The organism is Pseudoruminococcus massiliensis (assembly GCF_900291955.1).
In the GTDB taxonomy this organism is placed as follows: domain Bacteria; phylum Bacillota; class Clostridia; order Oscillospirales; family Acutalibacteraceae; genus Pseudoruminococcus; species Pseudoruminococcus massiliensis.
Genome location: NZ_OLMR01000003.1, coordinates 295,796 through 319,310, shown reverse-complemented (window position 1 = coordinate 319,310; position 23,515 = coordinate 295,796). Strand labels below are relative to the sequence as shown.

Annotated in this window: 19 protein-coding genes; 13 read left to right on the top strand and 6 right to left on the bottom strand. The window is 34.0% G+C overall.

Annotated elements, in window-relative coordinates; genetic code table 11:
* Nucleotides 1-2: 2 nt before the first annotated feature.
* The 5 genes from cas4 to C9914_RS06765 form a co-directional block, all read right to left on the bottom strand.
* A complete protein-coding gene (gene cas4, locus C9914_RS06785) occupies nt 3-662 on the bottom strand; it encodes a CRISPR-associated protein Cas4 (RefSeq protein ID WP_106764294.1) in 660 nt (219 codons plus the stop codon).
* On the bottom strand, nt 659-1,507 hold the full coding sequence (cas7c, locus tag C9914_RS06780) for a type I-C CRISPR-associated protein Cas7/Csd2 (RefSeq protein WP_106764293.1): 849 nt from the start codon (nt 1,505-1,507) through the stop codon (nt 659-661). Before cas7c ends, cas4 begins: the two co-directional genes overlap by 4 nt.
* 2 nt (nt 1,508-1,509) lie before the next feature.
* Nucleotides 1,510-3,426: a type I-C CRISPR-associated protein Cas8c/Csd1 gene (cas8c, locus tag C9914_RS06775; RefSeq protein ID WP_106764291.1), complete on the bottom strand. Its 1,917-nt coding sequence runs from the start codon at nt 3,424-3,426 to the stop codon at nt 1,510-1,512.
* Entirely contained in the window at nt 3,410-4,168 is a 759-nt protein-coding gene (cas5c, locus tag C9914_RS06770) for a type I-C CRISPR-associated protein Cas5c (RefSeq protein ID WP_106764290.1), read from the bottom strand. Before cas5c ends, cas8c begins: the two co-directional genes overlap by 17 nt.
* A 205-nt stretch (nt 4,169-4,373) precedes the next feature.
* Nucleotides 4,374-6,752, bottom strand: a complete 2,379-nt coding sequence (locus C9914_RS06765; RefSeq protein ID WP_106764288.1) for a CRISPR-associated helicase/endonuclease Cas3 — start codon at nt 6,750-6,752, stop codon at nt 4,374-4,376.
* Nucleotides 6,753-7,224: 472 nt separating this feature from the next.
* Here C9914_RS06765 and C9914_RS06760 point away from each other — a divergent pair, with 472 nt between their 5' ends.
* The 5 genes from C9914_RS06760 (at nt 7,225) to C9914_RS06740 (ending at nt 14,371) form a co-directional block, all read left to right on the top strand.
* Nucleotides 7,225-8,472 (top strand): hypothetical protein, encoded by a 1,248-nt coding sequence (locus C9914_RS06760; RefSeq protein WP_106764287.1) that lies wholly within the window; start codon nt 7,225-7,227, stop codon nt 8,470-8,472.
* Between the two features lie 52 nt (nt 8,473-8,524).
* Entirely contained in the window at nt 8,525-11,554 is a 3,030-nt protein-coding gene (locus C9914_RS06755; RefSeq protein ID WP_106764285.1) for a protein kinase domain-containing protein, read from the top strand.
* 279 nt (nt 11,555-11,833) lie between these two features.
* Nucleotides 11,834-12,415, top strand: a complete 582-nt coding sequence (locus C9914_RS06750) for a hypothetical protein (RefSeq protein WP_106764284.1) — start codon at nt 11,834-11,836, stop codon at nt 12,413-12,415.
* The gene (locus C9914_RS06745; RefSeq protein WP_106764282.1) at nt 12,412-13,305 is read left to right on the top strand and encodes an LptM family lipoprotein; all 894 of its coding nucleotides are present in this window, start codon (nt 12,412-12,414) and stop codon (nt 13,303-13,305) included. Before C9914_RS06750 ends, C9914_RS06745 begins: the two co-directional genes overlap by 4 nt.
* Nucleotides 13,306-13,861: 556 nt before the next feature.
* Nucleotides 13,862-14,371: a hypothetical protein gene (locus C9914_RS06740; protein ID WP_106764280.1), complete on the top strand. Its 510-nt coding sequence runs from the start codon at nt 13,862-13,864 to the stop codon at nt 14,369-14,371.
* Between the two features lie 104 nt (nt 14,372-14,475).
* Here C9914_RS06740 and C9914_RS06735 read toward each other — a convergent pair whose 3' ends face one another.
* Complete coding sequence (locus C9914_RS06735; protein WP_106764278.1) at nt 14,476-14,808, bottom strand: cupin domain-containing protein; 333 nt, start codon at nt 14,806-14,808, stop codon at nt 14,476-14,478.
* Nucleotides 14,809-15,009: 201 nt separating this feature from the next.
* On the opposite strand from C9914_RS06735, the gene C9914_RS06730 reads away from it, so the two are divergent.
* The 8 genes from C9914_RS06730 (at nt 15,010) to C9914_RS06695 (ending at nt 23,504) form a co-directional block, all read left to right on the top strand.
* The gene (locus C9914_RS06730; RefSeq protein ID WP_106764276.1) at nt 15,010-16,293 is read left to right on the top strand and encodes an ammonium transporter; all 1,284 of its coding nucleotides are present in this window, start codon (nt 15,010-15,012) and stop codon (nt 16,291-16,293) included.
* Nucleotides 16,294-16,314: 21 nt separating this feature from the next.
* Nucleotides 16,315-16,656: a P-II family nitrogen regulator gene (locus C9914_RS06725; RefSeq protein WP_022264204.1), complete on the top strand. Its 342-nt coding sequence runs from the start codon at nt 16,315-16,317 to the stop codon at nt 16,654-16,656.
* 495 nt (nt 16,657-17,151) lie between these two features.
* Nucleotides 17,152-18,420, top strand: a complete 1,269-nt coding sequence (gene yfmF, locus C9914_RS06720; protein WP_158707351.1) for an EF-P 5-aminopentanol modification-associated protein YfmF — start codon at nt 17,152-17,154, stop codon at nt 18,418-18,420.
* 26 nt (nt 18,421-18,446) lie between these two features.
* On the top strand, nt 18,447-19,712 hold the full coding sequence (gene yfmH, locus C9914_RS06715; RefSeq protein WP_106764325.1) for an EF-P 5-aminopentanol modification-associated protein YfmH: 1,266 nt from the start codon (nt 18,447-18,449) through the stop codon (nt 19,710-19,712).
* A 409-nt stretch (nt 19,713-20,121) separates the two neighbouring features.
* Entirely contained in the window at nt 20,122-20,958 is an 837-nt protein-coding gene (lgt, locus tag C9914_RS06710) for a prolipoprotein diacylglyceryl transferase (protein ID WP_106764273.1), read from the top strand.
* A 24-nt stretch (nt 20,959-20,982) separates the two neighbouring features.
* Nucleotides 20,983-21,837, top strand: a complete 855-nt coding sequence (gene folD / locus C9914_RS06705; RefSeq protein WP_022264200.1) for a bifunctional methylenetetrahydrofolate dehydrogenase/methenyltetrahydrofolate cyclohydrolase FolD — start codon at nt 20,983-20,985, stop codon at nt 21,835-21,837.
* A 63-nt stretch (nt 21,838-21,900) separates the two neighbouring features.
* On the top strand, nt 21,901-22,782 hold the full coding sequence (locus C9914_RS06700; protein ID WP_106764271.1) for a LicD family protein: 882 nt from the start codon (nt 21,901-21,903) through the stop codon (nt 22,780-22,782).
* An 11-nt stretch (nt 22,783-22,793) separates the two neighbouring features.
* Nucleotides 22,794-23,504 carry an IspD/TarI family cytidylyltransferase gene (locus C9914_RS06695; protein WP_106764269.1) on the top strand — a complete coding sequence of 237 codons (711 nt, stop codon included), beginning with the start codon at nt 22,794-22,796 and terminating at the stop codon, nt 23,502-23,504.
* Nucleotides 23,505-23,515 lie beyond the last annotated feature (11 nt).

The window sequence follows — 23,515 nt, the reverse complement described above, 5'->3', positions numbered from 1 at the left end:
ATTCAATCCTCGTTTGTCATATCAGAAATATATCTTTTTACAGTTTTTATTTTTGTTATCTTTGGCAAGCATAAATCCTTTAGTGAACACGCTCTGCAATTTTTATTTTGCTTAACTTTAGGTGTATATTTTCGTCTATAAAGTTCATGCATTTCTTCAACTACACTCTTTAAGCGAATTCTTATATCATCAGTAAGCTCTATTCTCTGTCTGCGTTTTGTTTTACCATAGAATATATGCACCTCGTTTATGCTTGTACAAAACATATTTTCAAGGCACAAAGCTTGTGCGGCAACCTGTAATATATCTGCATCTGATACCTTTGGTTCACCATGCTTGTATTCAACGGGAATGATAGTATATTTTCCAGGCTTATCATAAAGCAAGGCACCGCCTTCAGACGGAATAAATTCAACAACATCACATTCGCCGAATATGCCAAGTTCATATGAAGCAACTTGCATTCCTCTTGATACTATTACACCGTTTCTTGTTTCCGAGAAAGTATTGTCATGAGCCTTATTGTGCATAATTTCGCCGCTAACAGTAAGTAAATTTTCTGCCCATTGCTGTTCAATATGAATTAAAGCCCATTGTCTGCGGCAAAACACAAAATGTTGTATTCCAGATATACTTAGTATGTTGTCATCATCATAAGTCATTCAATCACTTCCGGAGTTAAACCTTCAAGACTTCCATCATATATAAATTCATAATCCTTAGCTGATGTAGGCTCTTCACACAAAGCCTTTGCGATAACGCTGTTATGTACCTTTGCTGATGAATATTGTCCCGACTTGCAGTTATGCTTAAACCAGAAAAGCTTTTCAATGTTCATAGTTCCTTCAGGGCGAGCTGATGAACAATCATTCTCAAAAAGTGTTGCTACTGCGTTTTTAATCTTCTCAGCGTCTTCTTCTGTAAAGCCAGTTTTTTCTGCAAGCTGGCAGTTGATGCTTCCTTTCAATACATATATACCAAACCTGACTCTATGCTTCATACCCATTGTATCAGATGCTTTACCTGACTTACTTTCACTATTAACACTCTTAGTAATCTGTATATCTTCAATTTCGACTGGTTCAAGACTAAATGCAGGTTGAATAGTCACAGGGCCTCTTACGCCTACCGAAACCGTATCGCCTTTAAAAGCAAAAACCTGTCCGAATGTTCTTACATCAATCCATTTTTCGCAAGCCAATTTTGCAAAAGCATCTTTGCCTGTTTCCTTACCTTTTGAAAGCTTTTTCAATTCCTCATAGCTATCTGCTCGTTCTTTAAGGCTCTTACAACCATCGTCGCTGCGCTCATCTGATTGTACAAATACACATTCACCCATATCCTGAAGTCTGTTTCTGATTTTACGCTTAATGCAGACATCAGAAATCTCTCCAAAACCTTCCATTGTATCTCTCGGACGATTACCATTGATTGGGTCGCCATTAGGGTTTGCATGATTAACGGAAATAAAAGCTACAAAATCCACCTTGTTATTAAGTACTGACATAATTATAAATCCTCCTTGTTATCATCATTTTTGTTTTTTCTTGATGTATAAAGATATTGTTGTTCGCCATAGTAGCCCATAAAGAATAAAGGCTCCAGAGGCTTTTTCATTTCATATTCTCCAGCTTTAAACATATTATATATTTCTCTAAGCTCTTTCTGATAATAAACACAAAGACCTGGGTTTTTACTTTGTATTTTGTTTATATATGGGATAAGTCTTTTACTAACATTTCCCCAAGACTTATATGGAGATGCAATAACCGAGTTCATAAATCTTGCCGCATTAGTCATTCTTGCCTCGTTATCATCATATGTATCAGTTTCAAGTTTCTCAGCAACAGCCATAAGTCTACCATAAAGATAGCTTCTATTATTGTAACTTCTATTAAGTTCCATAGTAAGTTCAACTCCTTTATCTTCATAATATTTTCTATATAATGCACAACAGACATCAAGAACCCTTTTCCAGTTGTTTTGTTCACTATAAAGCTGAGGATTTGAGGCTCTTGTGAAAATTCTTTTCAGTATGTTTTCTGGAAATCTCACACCAAGAGTAATGCAAGGATAGATTTGCTTAATTACCGTCTTGAAAATACCAGATTTATAATCAATAATAAGCTCTCCATCTCGCTCATTACCATAAGCACATCTTGCAATCTCGATAGGGGTAGGTGTCTGCACACAATGTATAACTTCACCATCATCTGTCTTATAGCAACTATGCCAGTATACTTTGCTATACCAATCTTGAATATTTTTATAAAAATCAGTAGAAGTAAGTTCCTGATACATAATAATTGAAAGCCTGCCAGGTGTAGCAGAATCTAATGCCATAAGAATAACCTTTGAAGAATTTAAATCCAGATTTTTTTTATATCCCTTAATTGCAATTTCTATTATATTCTTATACTGCTCTGCCGTCTTTGCATAAACCTTATCGTCCTTATCCTTTACAAAAGAGCCAGAATTTTCGCTTGCATCAAGCACTATTCTACCAAACACATTTGGTATTTCATTCAGACAGCTTTCCCACGCAACATATTTTTCATCACCAACACTTATGCCACCAGTTTTTATAAGCCACTTTAAAGCAAGATGAGCTTTCTGACTTACAATTTCACCTACTGCAAAAGCTTCTTCTCTATTTGCAAATCTGCCTCTATAAGTAAAATTCGATTCATCGTTTGAAGAGATAAGTTTGGCACTATCACCTGAATTTCGAATTCTAGCCATATGCTTATATGTTACAGGAACGATTTTTCCGCTTGCATAACAAAGCTGGCAATCTCTTTTCTTGCCTAAAGATTCATAATAAGCTATGTATTTATCAAAAAGTACCTTACTTTTCCAAACCTTTATATTTTCCCCTGAATCCAAATCATTGACAACAAAGCGTACAAATGAATCTATTTGCTTTACTGACTTTGTTATTTTATATTCTTCATCAAGAACAGCATCTTTTAATCTCAGTATCCCATCGCCTATAAGGTCGTTTATGAGTATTCTTTTGCTAAGATAATCGTATATAGCTGTAATACAAATATCCGAATACTCCGACTCTGCCCAAGCCTTTAAAGCCTTGATATATGTCACAAAATATTCATCAGCATTACTTTTAGCTTTTGCAACATACGTGCTGTAATCACCTGAAATATAAATCAGCTTATCACAAAGTGGATGTGGTGCAATCCCAGAACTTCTCGAACTCGAATCTTCCGTAACAGGTATTATAGTTTTTGCATCATCAGCATCAACTACTTCTGCGTGTGAAAATGTTCCGTCGCTAAAAATAGTAACCTGTATCTGTGCATTACTTGTAGAATGATAAAGCGGAAGAATAGGTTCCCATTCATCGCTATTATTAACCTTTTCCTTGATTTCATCGTATAAGGCGGCAGTTTCAGTTATCCAACTCATTTTTATCTACCTCCCTAAATAATTCCGTATGAAGTGTATCAACACTCTCACATTTTTCTGCATCAAAAACTTTCTGTTTAGCATCTCTTATATGACGCTTAATTGTGCATTGCTCAGGTCGAATAAAATCAATCTGTCCATTTTTCATAACTGGCGTATGGAAACAAACAGTCATCTTACCTTTATCTTCTTCGTTAATAGCCTCATCACAATATATTATGCTGTGATACATTAAGCCAAATGAGATTTCCGAGTTATTGCCATCATCATAGCAACTTTTTTCCTCATCAAAATTACAAGGCTCAACATATGCTGGACACTCGCTAACACCAAGCTGAGGAGAGCGTCTGCCGCCAAGCTTTATCATTCGTTTAAGTATTTGATAATGCTTGTCCTCATTTCTGTCATTTGCAAATTCGGGACGATTTTCGTTCCAAATAAAATGCCCTTTTACTGCATAAGCAACATCAGTAAGATAGGTATAGATTGAGAGGTCATTTCCGCCGTTGTATTTAATTGGTCTGACTCCCTTAGATACCGTTCTTATTGGTTTAAGCACTTTTACAGAATCAATCACATAAAGCAAAGTCGGTTTAAAATAGATAGCTTTTGTAATACCTATAAGAGCTGAATATGTAGGTATAGGGTAACTCATCTTTTCTCCACCAACTCTTGTTATAGGGTCGGAAAAAAGTGCATAATCTCCATAGACCTTATAACAAAATTCATTTTTATATTTCACCTCACAAACTCCTTTCTATTAATTTGAATTTATTATATATCGATTTTTTATACTTGTCAATAGAATTTGTAAAATAATTTATTTTAGGCTATAATATTTTTGTCATAGCTAATATCTTAGTTATGTGGATTGAAATTATTACTTTGACTTTATTATTGTAGTTTGCCAAAGGCTCTATCGAAAGATAGGGCTTTTGGCTTTTTATTTAGAAATAGCAAAAATCCAAATTAGGATTTTCCGAGAAACCATATATTTCATCATAATATCCATCTGCAAGAAAACGAATACCAGTTTTCTTATCGACACTTATATAAGTGTCTTTAAGCTTATTTTTCGGCAATCCTATCAAATATCGCTGAGCCTTTTTTATAATTGCGTCATAATCCTTATATCCCTCTGATAAAAGCTCGGATATAAGCTCCTTGCCGTCTTTATAGGGTACAAGGACGCTTTCATTTATATCAGTTATAACTTCAAAGCATTCTCCAGCGGTTTTCATAGCCGCCCTAAGAAGTGTTTTAGTATGGTATGAGCCTTTTTCATTAGTGGAAAGCATTTCAAATATTGAGCATGTAAAATCTTCAACATATAAATCTTTTTTGTCAAAATTTTTATAATAATCAATATAAAACTTTTTTATTGCTTTTAAATCAAGCAAATCCTCATATTCATCTGGTTTTTTCTTTATGCGTTTAAGCAAACCAATAGTAGCACTTTTACCCTTTTGAATGCTTTTCAAGCTTGAAACATTTTCATATTCATTGCTTATATTCAATATGTAAACATAGCCAATATCTCTTTCAGCATTTCTGTTACATCTGCCTGCCGCCTGTACAATACTATCTGTACCAGCAAGAGAGCGGACAACTGTTTCAAAAGAAATATCAACGCCCGCCTCAATAAGCTGAGTACTTACACAAAGAACACGCTTGCCATTTTTCATTTCATCTTTCATATTTTTGATAACATTAGCTCTATGTTCAGGACACATATTAGTTGAAAGATGCACAAGCACTATTTTCTCATCTTCAAATAAATGCTTTGCACTTTTAAACACCTCAAAAGCCGCTTTTTTTGTATTAACTACGCAAAGAATAGTTCGACAATCTTCTGAAAGAGAATGTAAAAAATCAGCGACATTATCAGCAGTATATCCTCCTGGAATTGTTTTATCTATAATTCTTGTACGCCTCATTTTTTCGCTGTAATCTTCAAAATCGTTTATCATTTCACAGCTTTCATCAAGCCTTAAACAATAATCCATATGTTCAAAAGGTGGTTGTGTTGCTGTACATAAAACAATTGTACAATTACATATATAAGCAAGAAATTTCATTGCCATATTAAATAATCTGATAAATTCATATGGAATAGACTGCACCTCGTCTATAATAATTACCGAATTTATAAGACCTCTCATTCTTCTTATTGAACTTATTTTTCCATCAAAAAGAGAATTTAAAAACTGTACCATTGATGTAGCTATAACATAAGAATTCCAATTTTCACTCATATATTTAATATTTTGTTCAGTAGCTAAACTTTCATTATAATTACAATCAAGCATATCTCCGAAATGTGGTAAAACAGAAACATCATCAGGCAAAAAAGATTTTATTTCATTATAATTCTGTTCAAGTATTGAATTAAAAGGAGCAACATAAAAAATCCTGTTCTTATTAAATTTTTTAGCATGATGAATAGCATATCTTAGTGAGCTTATAGTCTTTCCACCACCTGTTGGAACAGTCATTCTTACGATATTTTCAGAATTTTCTGAATAAGCTAATGCCTTATCAGATATTTCTGCTCTTATCTTATTGAGTTCAGTATCTTTATTAAATAGCTTAATCTTTTCTTCAAAATAATTGCAACATTTCTCCCATAGTTCTGCATCTCCATATAACTTAGGTCGTTCTATCCGATTAACAAATTCCGCAGTATCAGAATGGTCAGAATCAACCAATATTGAAAGTAACACTCTTATCAGCAAAGAACAATTAAATAACTTAATCCTTTCTAAAGATTCGCCATCTTTTCTTTTATCTTCATCTTTACTGCAAAAATTCAGAAATTCATTAACTTCATTTTTAGCGTTGAGATAAAGCTCTTCAATTTCCTTTTCGCTTATAACCTCATCGAGTGTAAGCTTTTTACATTCATTGTAATCGTAATTTGTATTATTTATTTTTGTAACAAAGCCATTTTCTTTGCCTGATTTAGGATAATCAAAATCAAACAAACCATGATGTGACATAATAACCGAAGAAATAATTTCAACAGTATAGTTATTTGTTTTATCAGAATCATTGTTCTTTATAAATTTTTCGTATATATATCTTCCGCCACAATTTGAATGTACAACCTTACCTTTGTTCCACTCACCACCTGAACCAACTGTCCTTTGATATTCATCACTGCGAGCAGTGTTTTTACCCATATCGTGTAAAATTGCTGCAAGATAATAAAGGCTTGGCATATTTATAAGCTCAGAGTCCCTTTTACCTTTTTCGGCTACACTTATGAGATGCTCTTTAACAGTTTGTAATCTTCCATCTTCTGTAAAATGTGCTGCATATTCCATATAATTTCCTCTAATCTTTGCTTATATTATTTGTTTTGAAAGGTATATATCAAATTTTATTTAATTCACAAATTTCAACAAGACATATGTAAATTTGATATAGCTATTATAGCATATAAGGAAATAATTGTAAACTATTTAATTATTTTTTGTTAAAACTGTATAATATTATACAAAACTTTTTCTTTTCAAATATGAGTCAGTTTTGTTTTCATAAACACTTATATGTTAATAACTTTTTGACATTAAAAAATTCCTCCTGATGTATATTCTAAATCAGAAGGGTTCTGTTTTCCTAATTTTACGGACTTGTCCATTTTTGTTGATTACTTTATTGTTTTTTTATTCAGAAAATATCGACAATATTATTATTTATATGTATAATATTATTATAATTTATAAATTCTATATTCTGAACGATAAAGGTACAAACTTAATATATAAGTAAATTTAAATAATAGGAGTAAGGAAAATGGAAAAGTATACTGAACAACTTGAAAATATAAAGTATGAAATTTCACCAGAAGATGATAACTATACAGAAGAACTACTTTCTGTCGCTAAATCTTTTCGTGATTTTGATGAAACTTTGGATACTTTTATAATTAATAAGGGATTTATCGGAGATATATTGAATATTGATGAAAAGGTTGAGTTTATTAAGGATAAATTTCAGAAAGCGGATATTTTACCCTTGCCAAGAAATATAAAGAAATGGTTTACAGAGAAAAAGAGAATTGAAAAAAGAAAAATTGCTTTTCAATTTTGTTTTGCTTTTAAACTTGATTTAAAGGAAAGCGAGGAATTTTTCAGAACAGTATGCTTACAGAGAGGCTTTGATTGCCATTATATTGAGGAAGCAATTTACTATTATGCGATTAGTAATGAATTGAGCTATGCTGAAACAATAGATTTGCTTGAAAAGGCACCAAGTGATATAAAGGGAAAAGTCGATTTTAATGATGAGGTGCTATTTACTGAGTCGATTATTAAAGAGATAAATAGGTTTAAATCTAAGGAAGAACTGATACAATTTTTTAATAATAATCTGGAACAGTTCGGATATAATAATGCGACAGCTTATAAATACATAATGAAAATATGGAATGAAATTAAAAAATCTAAGGGTTTAGCAGAAAGGGAAAAGGCTTTATTATTTCCTAATCTTATAAATAATGGTGATAAGACAGAATCAAAAAAGCGTTCTGTATGGGATATTTATCTTCAAATACTGGGATTGTATGATTTTGATTATGATAATTCTCCTTTGTTTGTTCTTGATACTGATAGAACTTTAAAACCCATTTTGAAAAACAATGATTTATTGCACCCTTTGGCAGAAGATTCATTTCCAGACAGGCAAGGCTTGGAGGCTATACTAAGAGGAGAACATAAATCTAATGAGCTAGTACGCAAAACCATTATTTTGTTGGTCTTTTATGAATATTGGACAAAACGCTTATTAAAAAATAATGTTAAAGTTTATTGTGCTGATGATGACAATGAAAGATGCTATGCAGAAATAAACAGATACCTTATAGATGCAGGTTATCCTACCTTATATGCTGGAAATCCTTATGATTGGATTTTTCTCTTTGCTATGCAAGATGAATATCCAATGGAAACATTTCGCTATTTTATGAGAGAGCTTTATATAATAAAAGAAGATGAGTTGAGGGCTTCTTCTGATAGTGTGGCTTGCACTCAAAAAACCATTTGACGAAAAAAGCATTGTAAAATCTAAGTAGAAATATCAATGGAGATGTGAAACTATGGATACAAGAGTTGCATTAAAAGATAAAACAGAACTTAGATTTTATAATTCTTCAAATGGAGTTTGTGTATATACTATTCAAAAAGAGCTTGCAAGAGGGGCGGCTTGTATTGTATATGATGCCTCTTATGTAAATAATTCAGGAGTAAAAGAATCTGTTAGAATAAAGGAATGTTATCCTTTTGCTCTTGATATTGAAAGATGTGAAAATAATTTTCTATTCCCTAATGAAAGTGATAAGGATAGTTTTGAAAAACGCAAGGCTGAAATGTGTCGTGCGTTTGATTTGGGAAATGAGCTGTTTAGCACAAGTGGTTTGACGAATTTTACATCAAATACAGTGGATATTTATGAGCTTAATAACACCATTTATGTTGTTACTAACTATCAGGAGGGAGAAACTCTTTCGCATAGTAAGTTCATATCGCTTAAAGATTGTATTGCAGTTGTGAAAAGTACAGCTAAGGTGATTATGAAAGTTCATCGTAAAGGTTATCTATATTTAGACCTAAAACCAGACAATATCTTTTTGTTGACTGGAACAAAAGAAGTTGTACAATTATTTGACTTTGATTCTCTTGTGCCGATAACTGCATTTAAAAGTGGGGCAGAAGATTGTGAATATAAAATATCTCACACTAAAGGTTTTTCGGCTTTAGAATTACAAACTGGAAAGCTAAGGAAGGTTGGAAAGCATACAGATATATATGCAGTAGGTGCAATTTTATTTTATCTTGTATTCGGAACTATCCCGACAGCTTTAGATTGTGGGATATATGCTGAATATAGCTATGAACAATCAAAATATGCTGCAAAAACATTTCAGGATAAGATGTATTATGAATTGACGGATTTTTTTCATCATACATTAGCTAATTTTTATTTGGATAGATACCAAGATATGCAGCAAGTAATCAGAAAGCTTGAAGAAATAGAAAAGCTGGCTGATACGGCAATTCCATATATTCTCAATTATTATGCATCTTATACAAAAGCGATTATAGGCAGAGAGAAAGAACTTCAAAAACTTAATGAGTGGATTGAAAATACAGGACAAAGCCTGCTTTTTGTTACAGGAATGGGAGGCATTGGAAAAAGCTCCTTGATACAAAGTTATCTAGCGAATAATGCTCAGAAATTTGATATTGTGATTTCTTTAAAATTTTATCATTCCTTAAAGGAAACAATTGCTGATGATAGGCAGTTTGTTATCAATGCAGTAATGCAAAGCCCTCAGGAAGAACCAGATGAATATTTTATCAGAAAGTTGGCTATTGCCCGTAAATTAACACATAATCAAAAGGTTATCTTAATTATTGATAATTTTATTGGAGATAATTTCAGTGGTGTAGAAGAATTATTAAAGCTTGGCTGGAAAATTATCATCATTACCCGTAAGGACATACTTAAAGGCGAATACTTTTGCCTTAATATAGAAGCAATACAGAAAAAAAGTGATATGTATTCTATGTTTGAGAGTTACCTAAGACGAACTATTGAGCCTTATGAATATCCTATGATAGACTGTATTATAGAAAAGGTTCAAGGGCATACCTTAGTGCTTGAATTGATTGCCAAACAGATTGCAAATAGCTTTCTTTCTATATCAGAAGCTGAAAAATTGATGGAGAAAAATGGTTTTTCAGAAATTGCACCTGAAAAAGTACCATATACAAGAGATTTTATAGCTTATACCGATACGATAAAGAATATTATAGATACGCTATTTATTTCATCGCAAATAACAGAATATAAAAAATCTGTTCTAAAGGGAATATCATTTTTTGGTATAGAGGGAATAGAGGTAAAATTATTTGCTTCTGTATATGGGCTTAGAACAAAAGATATAATAAATGAATTGACAACAGACGGCTGGATTTCCATAAATAATTATAAAATTGTAATGCACCCAGTTATTGCGGAGGCTGTTAAAGGTTGGAAAATTACTGACACATTCAGAAAAGCTTCAACTCATATTATGATAGAGCTAAAAAAGGTGTTAAAGGAAGACAAAAGAAAGGCTTTACATTTGTGTGAAGAATTTTTGGAATGTTGTAAGAAAGATAAAGAACTTGCAAGTCAAAATCCATATAGGGAATTATTTTTTGAAGTATTATCTGCAATGCCTCGTTATAGGGAAAGCTATATACTCAATAATGCCATAGAACTGATAAAAAATCGTGGCGATTTGAATGGCAATGCAGTAATCAAATTATATGAGTTTATTTCTGAAATTTATGAGGAACAGCGTGATTTAGATAAAGCATATGAATGTATTATTAGTGCAGAAGATGTTATAAATGCATTTTCTGATGACCACATAAAAGGGCAATATTACTATCTTTTAGTGGGTTATTATGATTATAAGCTTGAGGGGTGGTATGATACAAGAAATAAAGAGGATGCAAAAGTATTGTCTTTGCTGATGAAAAATCTTGATAAGGCAATCAGATATATGAAAAAATCTTATCATCAAGATGGAAAAAAGCTTCTTGCTGAGTATTTAAGATGTAAGGCAAATATACTGATAAGAAGTAATCCGAAAATGAAATTCAGAATTGATTGGTTGCTTAATAAAGTAGATGATATAATAAAAAAAGAAGCCTATGAATATACTGAGCTTGGTTGTGGCTACTATCTGACTTGTGCTTGGTATTATACTTATGTTGAACCTAATAAAAAAATAGTTTCAAAATATATTCAGCAGGCTTATGAGATAGAAAGTGCGATTTGTGAAAATGACTTGGATTTCATTGATAATATAATTATTCCAAGTGCGAATATTTCACTTGAATCTGGACAAGAAAAGAAAGCGGAAAAATGTTTGCTTTTTGGAATAAAATTATGTGAGGAGAATGATGAGATTATTCCATTTATCCGAAAGAAAATGGAGCTATATACATATTTAGTAGATGTATACTACTTTACAGACAATAAAGAAAAATATTCTGAAACTATAAAAATAATAAAAAAGGCAAATGAGAAATATAAGGATATTGGCTTAATTACTGATATTAAAGAGTTATAAAAAACAAATAAATTCACAGCATTTAGAAGGATATTTCTAAGTGCTGTTTTTCTTTTGCAGTCACAAAACCAATTTCAAATATTCATATGTTAAAATAAAGGCGGTTAAAGTATTAATAGATAAAATTTTTAAAAATAAGGGGGTGTGTAAATTATGGGAAAATTTACGGTGCAGATGATTCATATTAAAAATCATATAAAGCAAGTTGTTTTATGAATATCTGTGCCAAATAAAGAACTAATTTCTATTATTACAAAATTATTTTAGGGGGAAAAGTCTATGTCAGAAAAAATTGAAGTAAAGAAAGCTGGTTTTAAAATGGATAAACGCTTGATTTCTTGTATAATTGCGTTAATCGGTTCGATAATGTTAATCGCAACATTATTTCTGCCCTTTGCATCAGCTACGGAAAAATATAGAGAGCAACTTGAAAAATTTCCTGATACAATGTATGCAGAAGAAATTGGAATGACAAACAAAGACGCTGTGAATATTTCATTATTTGAATTTGGTAAGATTTATTCTTCAACTGCTGCTGCACAAAATGCACAAGCTGTAAGTATTACCTGTGTGGTTATGATTTCTGCTTTTGCAATTTTTGCTTTATTGTCAGCGATCTTCTCATTATTGAAAAAACCGATAGCAATAATGATATTCAATGTTTTGTCTTTGGCAACATTTCTTTTATTAAAATGGGATTTCAATGACAGAGGTGTACTTCCAAGTAGTAGATATGACTGTGGAATGGCACAATATTTTTGTTACTTTGGAGTAGCTATAGTGTTTGTAGGTGCTATTATTATGTTATTAATAAAAATTAATCAAAATAAAAATTTAGAACAAATGGAGGAATCAAAATGAAAAAAATAGTATCACTTATCCTTATTGCAATGTTGGCATTATCATTGACAGCTTGCGGAGGAAAAAATTCCAATAGTCAATCATCTATATCAGATAAGAGTAGTTTCTCAAGCAGTGAAGCATCAAAGGAAGCTGAGAGCGGTTCAAATAGTACTGTTTCTGAGGAATCAAGCAAAATAGATGAATCGACATCAAACGAGAGTAGTTCAAATAGTATCGTTTCTGAAGAATCAAGCAAGGAAACAAAATCTGAAAGCAGTGCAGATAATGCTACATCTAAAGATTTAAGCAAAGAGTTTAAAGAATCTGTAAAAAAGGATATTAAAGACACGATTGAATCTCTTGAAAAAGACTATAAACAGCTGAAAGCAGATATTGATACATACGATAAATATTCTAAAAATGTTGATAAGGTAAAAGCTTTCTATGATAATATTAATGAAACTCATAAAAGCTTGTGTATTAGAATGAGAGAGTATGCCTTAGATTATGCTGATAAAATTCTATCATCAAATACTTCTAATGATGAAAAATACGAAGAACTTGATAAGTTATATAAAATCATATATGATGATGGCGGTGAAAGCATTTATGATGGAGTATATGATGGAATATTAAGTGATATGTATAAGGATTTCTATGATGGCATTTTAGCAGATGCATATGATAGTGTTCCATACGCTGAATTATCAAAGCTACAAACACAGGAATATAAGTGGTGGTCAAACACTGGTTCAGATGTCTATAAGCAATGGTCAAGCTTTGGCTCCGATGTATACAAATTTTGGTCTGATTTAGGCAGCAAAGTTTGGAATGATGAAATTGATAAAACTAAAGAGATAATGTCTGATTTCAAGGCTGACATCAATGAATTAAAAGAAAAGAATTAATAGCAATATAAAAAATATTTCTATGAATTTTTGGACAATGCTTTCGTATTTATTGCGAAAGCATTGTTTTTTAATTTGGAAATTTATGATTTGTACTTCTAAAATTATATAGACAGTATAAAAAAGACTATCTAAGATAGAGAATTAAATTTTAAACAACAAGCTGATTTCGTTTTTTTGAAATGCTTTCCAAACATCAGCCAATAAGCTATAAGTCATCTACTTCGATGAAGTATGCAGAAATAAAGCTTTCCAAAGGTGACTTTGTATAGGCTGGATATGATTTTGAAGGATTCTAAGCGGATATAGATAATATCGTTATCGGACTTACTAAAATCGTTACATTTGAGAAAGAGGATAGGATAAGCTTATTAGAGAAAAATGTCTTTTTGCAAAACTTGTTGTAAGACAAGGATTAGATGATAAGTAAATCAATAAGCATTTACATAAAAGTTTCTAAATTCAATTATAATTGTGTAAAATTCAACATATTATGATATTTTATGTATTGTTGAGTTATAATTCAATCATAAAATTTAAGAAAGAAGGATATTCTATGAAAAAAACAATCAAACAAACCTTAGCTATTGCAATGACAGCAGCAACACTCCTTGCAGTTCCCGTGGTATCTATGAGTGTTGCTGCAACAGACAATGCAACTACCTTACAAGCATCAAATTCGGACAATTATACCTTTGTAGAAAATCATTCTATCATTGATTGCACAAACCGTTATAAGATGGATGATGGAAGATTTAATTTTACAATTAAACTTCCAGCTGGCACAGATACATATGCTGTTACTCTTGAGGTTACAAGAAATGACCAAGGTGAAAAGCTATTCTCCGACCGTTTGATGTATTTTACAGGTGGAATTTGGAACACAAGCTTGAGATTAATAGATTCTTATGATGGTTCAGATTATTATGAACTTATAACAGATAAGTCTGTAAATGCTGGTGTAGGAATTAAGCTTTATATGAATTACGATGGTGCAAGCTATATGGCTACTAATAATGCAGATGGTTCTACTGTAGAGGGCAGAGGTTATTGGCTTAGTGCATAATAAACTCCTTAGATTGGTGATGACTTTGGTTATCACCAATTTTTTATATAATAAAACAAGCTTCTTGTTTAAAAGAACTTGTTTTAGATGTGTATTTATTAAAACTATTTTACGACAGCAAGAAGCATTTTGAATTTTGTTACAGCCTTTACAGAGTGTGGCACACCACAAGGCATAACGACAGATTCGCCAGCTTTAAGAATATATTCCTTATTGTTTATAGTAATGCTTGCCTTACCTTCAAAAATATAGACCAAAGCATCACCTAAAGCAGTGTGTGTGCTTATGTCCGCATTTTCGTCAAAAGCCATAACTGTTATACCAATACCAGGTCTTTGTGCAAGGGTAAGGCTTGCTACTTTGCCACATTCATATGCAACTTTGTCTGCAAGTCTGATGATTTCAGATTTATCTATATTTTTAATAAGTTTTTCCATTGTTGTTCCTCCTAAAATAAAAATTCTACTTATATTATGCCATAAGTCTTCCTATAAAATACTGTTTTTAAAAAAAACTATTAAAAAAAGTGTTGACAAAATAATCCAGTAGTGCTATAATACGGAATATAGACGAAGGCGTCGGATTTATTTCCGACGCCTTTTTTATTTTCTAAAAATTATTTTGAGGAGAGATGTTTTATGAACAGCGGAAGTGTCAGCTTTATAATCATATGTTCCGCACTGGTTTTCCTAATGACCCCAGCACTCGCATTTTTCTATGGAGGTCTTGTAAGAAGAAAAAATGTCCTTAACACAATGTTTGCAACTATGTTTATTGCAGGTACGGCAATAGTTATGTGGATTTTGTTTGGTTACTCGCTTTCTTTCGGAAGTGATGTTGGTGGAGTTATCGGAGGCTTCGACTTCCTCGGTTTTAATAATGTAAGCATTTCAGAAAGCACAAGAGGACTTGAAATTCCTGATGCACTTTTCGCAGGTTTCCAAATGATGTTTGCGGTTATCACACCTGCTCTTATAACTGGTGCTATTGCGGGCAGAATGAAATTCAAGGCACTTGTTCCATTTATCTGTCTTTGGTCAATCGTTGTTTACTATCCGCTCGCACATATGGTATGGGGTGGCGGTTTCCTCGGAGCAGGAACTGACGGAGGACTTTTCGGTACAGGTCTTTACCTCGATTCCGTAGACTTTGCTGGTGGTAATGTTGTACATATCAGCTCAGGTATTACAGGTCTTGTTCTTGCAATTATTCTTGGCAAGAGAAGAGATTATGAGAGAAGTGCATATAAGCCACACAATATTCCATTCGTACTTCTCGGTGCAGCATTGCTTTGGTTCGGTTGGTTTGGATTTAATGCAGGTAGCGCACTTGCAGCAAACGGTACAGCAGTTCACGCATTTATGACATCAGCAGTTTCTTCGGCAGCAGCTTTGATTTCTTGGATGTTTATTGATGTTGTTAAGACAGGCAAGCCAACACTCGTTGGTTGCTCAACAGGTCTTGTTGTAGGTTTGGTCGCAATTACACCAGGTGCAGGCTTTGTTCCAATGTGGTCAGCAATTCTTATCGGCTTGCTCGTAAGCCCTATCTGCTATTTCGGTGTACATCTCATAAAGAGAGTATTTAAAATTGATGATGCACTTGACGCATTTGGTTGCCACGGTATCGGTGGTATCTGGGGCGGTATTGCAACAGGTCTTTTCGGTGTTAAGGAGCTTGCTCCTGGAGTTTCATCTGGTGCAAAGTGGAATGGTCTTATCTACGGAGAAACTGGCTTGTTCTTTGCACAGATAGAAAGCATTTTAGTGACTGTTCTCGTAGCTGTTGTGGGTACACTTATTTGTGTAGGTATCGTAAGATTATTTACAAAGCTCCGTGTTTCAGAGATGGACGAAAGAGTTGGTATGGATATTACACAACATGGTGAAAGTGCATATCCGTCATTTAATGGTCTTGATTAATATATGAAAGGGTGAGTTTTCGTGAAGAAGATAGAAGCTATCGTTCGTCCTGAAAAGTATGAGGAAGTAAAGGACGCATTAGAGTCAATAGAAGTTCGAGGAATTACAGTATCTCAGGTTATGGGTTGTGGCCATCAGAAAGGTTCAACTGAGAATGTTCGTGGTGTTGATGTCAGCATAACAATGATACCAAAGATTAAGTTTGAGATTGTAGTTTCTACTGAAGAATGGGCAGAAAAAACCATAGATGTTATTCAAAAAACAGCTTGCACAGGACATATAGGTGATGGTAAAATCTTTGTTTATGATTTGGATAATGTAGTAAGGATTCGTACTAATGAACGAGGAATAAAAGCAATTTAATCTGATGTATAAAACATTGTAATTTACTGCAAAATAATGCAGTGGTTTAGAAATTTATATTTCTGACCACTGCATTATTGTTTTTATTTAGCTAATAACCTTCTCTAAGACAATTAAAAGTTTCGCTCGAGGCGGCGTGCCGCCGCAGTCAAGACACAAAATCGCATTAGGTGACTACCTGCGACAAGTCTCGTTCGGTGTGGGCAGGGGAATGATGTGGTGGAAGTAATTTCCAAAGAACTACTGAACGGGCGAACACAGTTCGCCCCTACATTTCGTAATTCAAGGGTAATGCTTTTGTCAATTTTCATAGAGAGTGAAAAATTTAGAGTTGATTAAATAATTTTATATAGCTATTGGAAAGTAATGAAAAATGTGGTATAATAATTAAGATATATCGCAGGTTAAAGCGTTTTATCTATGCTTATGAAAAGTTTACTTTGTTGATTATTTTAATTCATATAAATATAAAAAAGAAAGGGCGTAATGAAAATAATGTCTGAAATAATTAGAGAGAAAATCGCTGATGGTGTATATTTTAATTTCATTCCCGATAACCGTTTCAAAACAATCCGTATAACTGCATCATTGTTTCTGCCAATAACAAAAGAAACAGCTTCCGCAAATGCTCTTGCGGCAAGCCTTATAACACGCTCTTGCAAGGCTTATCCTGATTTTACATCACTTGCTAAAAAGCTTGATGAACTTTACGGTGCAGCACTATATTCAACAGTAAGAAAGCTTGGTGAAATTCAAGAGCTTCGATTTACTGTTTCAGGTATTGACGATAAATATGCTCTTGATAGCGTTAAAATTTCTAAGGAACTTACAGAACTCCTTTGTTCTGCATTGTTTGAGCCAAATATTCAAGAAAATGCTTTCCTTGGTAGCGAATTTGCTGGTGAACGCCGTCAGCTTATAGAGGAGCTTGATTCTGAATTTAATGAGAAGCGTCTTTATGCAGTAAAACGCTGCACAGAGATTATGTGCGAAAATGAGCCATTCTCTGTAAACAGAACTGGAACAAAAGAAAGTCTTATGGATACTACAAGCGAACAGGCTTATAAGGCTTGGACTAATGCGATAGAATCCGCTAAGATTGAGCTTTATATGCTTGGTAATACAGAACCTCAGAATGCACTAAATGCCTTTAAACAGGTATTTGATGGAAAGAATCGTTCAATCGGTCTTTCAACAACTCTTGTTACAAAAGCTGATGAGGTTAAGAGAGTTACAGAGCGTCAGGAGGTTACACAATCTAAGCTCGTAATGGGTTTTAGAACTCCATATGCAGAACCTTATACAGATGTTGCAGTAGTAAAGCTTATGTGTGCTGTACTCGGCGGAACACCAAGCTCAAAGCTCTTTATGAATGTTCGTGAGAAGATGAGCCTTTGCTATTATTGTGCCGCAAGATATAATCCTAATAAGGGAATTATTATCATAGATAGTGGCGTTGAAAATGCTAATATAGAAAAGACTGAAACAGCTATTCTCGAACAGCTTAAATCTATGCAGGCAGGAGATATTACAGATGAAGAAATTGATGCAGCAAAGCTTGCACTCAAAAATGCCTATATAACATCTCTTGATAGCCTTGCATCAATTGAAAATTTCTATCTTTCACAGACCTTCAATCGTGAAACACTTACACCTGAAGAATCTGCCGAGAAGATTATGGCAGTAACCAAGGAACAGATTATAGAGGCAGCAAAGGCTGTTTCACTTGATACAATTTATGTTCTTACAAGCAACGAACAATAATAAAGGGGAGAAAGAGTTTGAATAAAATGGAAATTGTAGAAATAAAAAGCGAAAAGCTTAATGATAAATATTATAAAATAAAGCATACATCAGGACTTACTATATATGTCAGCCCAAAGGAGGGCTATAAGTCCGCGTATGCGATATTCGGAACACACTTTGGTTCAGTAAATTCTCATTTTATCACAAATGGTGAAGAAGTTATTGTACCTGACGGAATTGCGCACTATCTTGAGCATAAGCTTTTTGAGAGCGAGGACGGCGATGCCTTCACAAAGTATGCAAAGACAGGTGCTAACGCTAACGCTTATACCTCATTTAATACAACTTGCTATCTGTTCTCTTGTACAGATAAGTTTGATGAAAGCCTTAGAATTTTGCTTGATTTCGTTCGTGACCCTTATTTCACTAAGGAAACTGTTGCTAAGGAACAAGGCATTATTGGTCAGGAAATTAAGATGTATGACGATAGTCCGGACTGGAGAGTTATGATGAATCTTATATCTTCAATGTTCCAAAATCACCCTGTCAGAAAGGATATTGCAGGAACAGTCGAAACTATTGCTGAGATTACTCCTGAATTGCTCTATACTTGTTACAACAGCTACTATAATCTTAATAATATGGTTCTTTCTGTTGCGGGTAATGTTACACCTGAACAGGTTATTTCTATTGTAGATGAAATTCTTACAAAGCAAGATGAGCCTTTGGATACACAGTCAATTTTCCCTGATGAACCTTATGAAGTTGGTCAGGATTATGTTGAACAGAAATTATCTGTTGCTGTACCACTTTTTCAACTTGGTTTTAAAGAAGATGCAGGCGATAAACGCTTAACTTCTAAGGAAATTGCCGAAACAGATATTCTTTTGTCTGCTTTTGCAGGAGAGGCTTCACCACTTTATAAGCGACTTCTTGATGATGAGCTTATCAATCAAAGTTTTGGATATGAGTATTTCGAGGAAATGGGTTATCGTGCAGTAATTTTTGCAGCAGAAACTCGTTTTCCTGAGAGAGTTGCTGAGATTATCAAGCAAGCTGCCGAGGAGCTTCATAAAAGTGGTGTCCCGAAAGAGGAATTTGAGAGAGCTAAAAGAGCTATTTATGGTAAAAATATTGCTGCTCTTAATAGTCCTGAGAATACTGCAACTATTATGGCATCATTTGATTTTGCGGGCAGAGAACTTTATGAATATATGGATGCCATCGCAAATGCAAGTCTTGATGATATTAACGAAAGACTTAAATCACAGCTTGACCCAAATAACACAACACTCTCTGTAGTTAAATAAGACATTTAAGACAATTCAAAGTTTCGCTTGAGCCTTTTTAAAGGCTCACAGTTTCCAAAGGCAGAGCCTTTGGTCGCCGTCCGCAGACGGAGAAACACTTTTGGGCGAAGCCCAACATTTGTTTTTTCCTTAGGCGAACGCAGTTCGCCTTTATTGACTAATGTTATCAACAGAGAAAATTAAGATGTGGACGAAGTCCACCTCTTGAAAAGAAATATATGTTAAGGGCTTTGCCCTTAAAACCCACCAAAGGCTCTGCCGTAGGTGACTACCTTTGGAATCCGCAAGCCTTTAAAAAGGCTTGACCTAAACTTTGAGTGTCTTGGGTAAGTGTATATGCTAAGCGGTTGAAGTAATTACCAATGAACGCAGTTCACCCCCTACATCTAACGATGAAAGGATAATTAAAATGTCAGATATGAATGTATCTTTTCCACATCTGGGCATAAGTCTGAATATAAATAATGTCGCCTTTTCAATAGGCGATTATCATATCTATTGGTATGGAATTATAATCGGAATTGGCTTTATTCTTGCATTTATTTATGCGATGATGAGTTTGAAGCGTTTTAAAATTCCGAGTGAGAAATTTCTTGATTGTGTTATTGTCGGCCTTATAACCGCAATAATTTGTGCAAGACTTTACTATGTATTTTTCTCGTGGGATTTTTACAGTAGTCACCCCGATAAAATCTTTGCGATACACGATGGCGGACTTGCGATTTATGGCGGTCTTATCGGAGCATTGCTTGGTGGCTGTATCGTTGCGAAAATTCTCAAGCTTAATATTCCTGCGATACTTGATGTTGCCTCACTTGGTTTTCTGATTGGACAAGGTATAGGCAGATGGGGCAATTTCATAAATCAAGAGGCTTTCGGTACAGAAACTAATCTTCCTTGGGGAATGATGAGTGAAAATACCGGCGGAGTAACGGTTCACCCTTGTTTCTTGTATGAATCATTGTGGTGCTTGCTTGGTTTTGTGCTTTTGCACTTCTTTAGTAAGAAATTTCAGAAGTATTACGGACAGATTTTCTTGCTTTACCTTGTATGGTATGGCTTTGAGCGAATGATAGTTGAAGGCTTGAGAACAGATAGTCTTTATACACCATTCTTAAATCTTCGTGTATCGCAGATTCTTTCAGCGGTGGTTATGATAGCAGGAATTGTGATGCTTATCGTATTCCGCAAGAAAAATAATTTCGTTCATACAACAAAAGCATTAAAGGATAAAGTTAAAGAATAATTTAATATAAAAGGTGGAAATTTTATGGCTAAGATAATTAACGGTAAAGAGGTTTCTAAAAAGGTTCGTGAGAGCGTTAAGGCAGAAACAGAAAAACTAAAGGCACAGGGCATAGTTCCAGGACTTGCAGTTGTTATTGTTGGTGATGACCCCGCATCAAGAGTTTATGTCAATAATAAGAAAAAGGCTTGTGCAGAAGTTGGTTTTATGTCTGAAGAATATGCACTTCCAGCTGAAACAACTCAGGAAGAGCTCCTTGCCCTTGTTGATAAGCTTAATAAAAAGCCTGAAATTAATGGTATTCTTGTTCAGCTTCCATTACCTAAGCACCTTGATGAAAAGGCTGTTATTGAGGCAATCAGCCCTGAAAAAGATGTTGACGCTTTCCACGCATCTAATGTTGGTAAGATTATGATAGGCGATTATAAGTTCTTGCCTTGCACACCTGCTGGCGTTATGGAGCTTATTCATTCTGAAAATATAGAAATTTCCGGCAAGAATTGTGTTGTAATCGGCAGAAGTAATATTGTTGGTAAGCCTATGGCTATGCTTTTGCTCCATGAAAACGGCACTGTAACAATTACACACAGCCGTACAAAGAATCTTGCTGAAATTACAAGAGATGCTGATATTCTTGTTGCGGCTGTCGGTAAGCCTAAGTTTGTTACAGGCGATATGGTCAAAGAGGGTGCTGTTGTCATTGATGTTGGTATGGACAGAGATGAAAATGGCAAACTTTGCGGAGATGTAGATTTCGATAGCGTAGAGCCAAAGGCTTCTTATATAACACCTGTTCCTGGTGGCGTAGGTCCTATGACTATTGCTATGCTTATGAAAAATACTCTTATGGCTGCAAAAATTCATGCAGGTATTGAATAATAAAGGCGGATTATCTCCGATTGTTTATTAGCTATTATATTTACATATTAAATGAGGTTTTATATGGAAAACCAAAAGTTATATGAATTTACTCCCGAAACATTGCGTAAGCTACAGCTTAAAGAACTTGATACGCTTGTGTATTTCAAGGAATTTTGCGATAAAAATAATCTGCTTTTCTATCTCTGCGGAGGTTGCTGTATAGGTTCGCTCAGAACTGGTGGCTTTATCCCTTGGGACGACGATATAGACATACTTATGCCGAGAGATGACTATGAAAAGTTATATAAACTTTGGGATAACGATAAGCATGAACGCTTTAAGCTATTGCGGACAGATGAGAAAATCTTTACAGGAAATATTTTTACAACAATAGTTGATACTGAAACTACTTGTGTTAAGGCAAATCAGGCTCATCTTGATATACCTTTTGGAATAATGATGGATATTTTTCCGATAGATGGCTGTCCAAAAGGAAAATTTAAACGCACAATGCAAAAGCTCAATGCTATGATTTATTCGCTGTTTCTTGCACAAATCGTTCCAGAAAATCACGGCGGAATTATGGCTCTTGGAAGTAAATTTTTGCTTTCGATAGTCAAGTCACCAAAGGCTCGTGAGAAAAAATGGCGTAATGCTGAAAGGCGTATGAGCAAATATAAAATTTCCGATTGCGAATATATCACAGAGCTTTGCGAGGGTGTACATTCTATGCAGCCTGAATACCCTAAGGAATGGTTTGCAAGTGCGGTTTATCGTGAATTTGAGGGCTTGCAGATGCCTATTCCTGTCGGTTATGATCCATATCTTAAAAAAGCTTTTGGGGACTATATGACGCCCCCACCCGAAGATAAACAAAAACCTCATCACGATATGATTTTAGTTGATACAGAGAGAAGCTATAAAGAGGTTTTGAAGGGAAAGAAACCCTCAGAACTTTTATAGGAGTTGATAGAATGATTTTTGCCGCAATAGTTGCAGGTGGTGTCGGTTCAAGAATGAATATCTCGACTATGCCTAAGCAATTTCTGCCACTTGGCAATAAGCCAATTATAATTTATACACTTGAAAAATTCTTGCTTTCTGAAAAGCTCGATTATATCTATATTGGTGTACATTCAAGCTGGATTTCTCATATGAAAGAGCTTTTAGATGAATTTAATATAGATAAATCAAGGATAAGAATTTCTCAAGGCGGTGCGGATAGAAATTCTACAATTTTCAATATTATTGCCGATATAGAAAAAGAGTTCGGCGAAAGTGATGAACATATAATCGTAACACACGATTCAGTTCGTCCGTTTGTTACACTAAGAATGATTGATGAAAATATTGATGCGGCTCTTAAATATGGTGCTTGTAATACTGTTATTCCTGAGGTAGATACTATAATTGTATCTGAGGACAGCAATACTATTTCAGATATGCCTGATAGAAGTAAAATTTATCATAGCCAAACACCGCAAAGCTTTAACATAAACTTATTGAAAAGGCTTTATAATGCTCTTTCTGACGAGGAAAAGCTTACTCTTACAGATTCTTGTAAAATATGCTTTATAGGTGGAGTAGAAGTAAAGCTGCTAAAGGGTGACGCTTCAAATATGAAGATAACGACTGTCGGTGACTATAATATAGCCAAGGCAATAGCAGAAAATATATATAATTAAATGGGGGACAG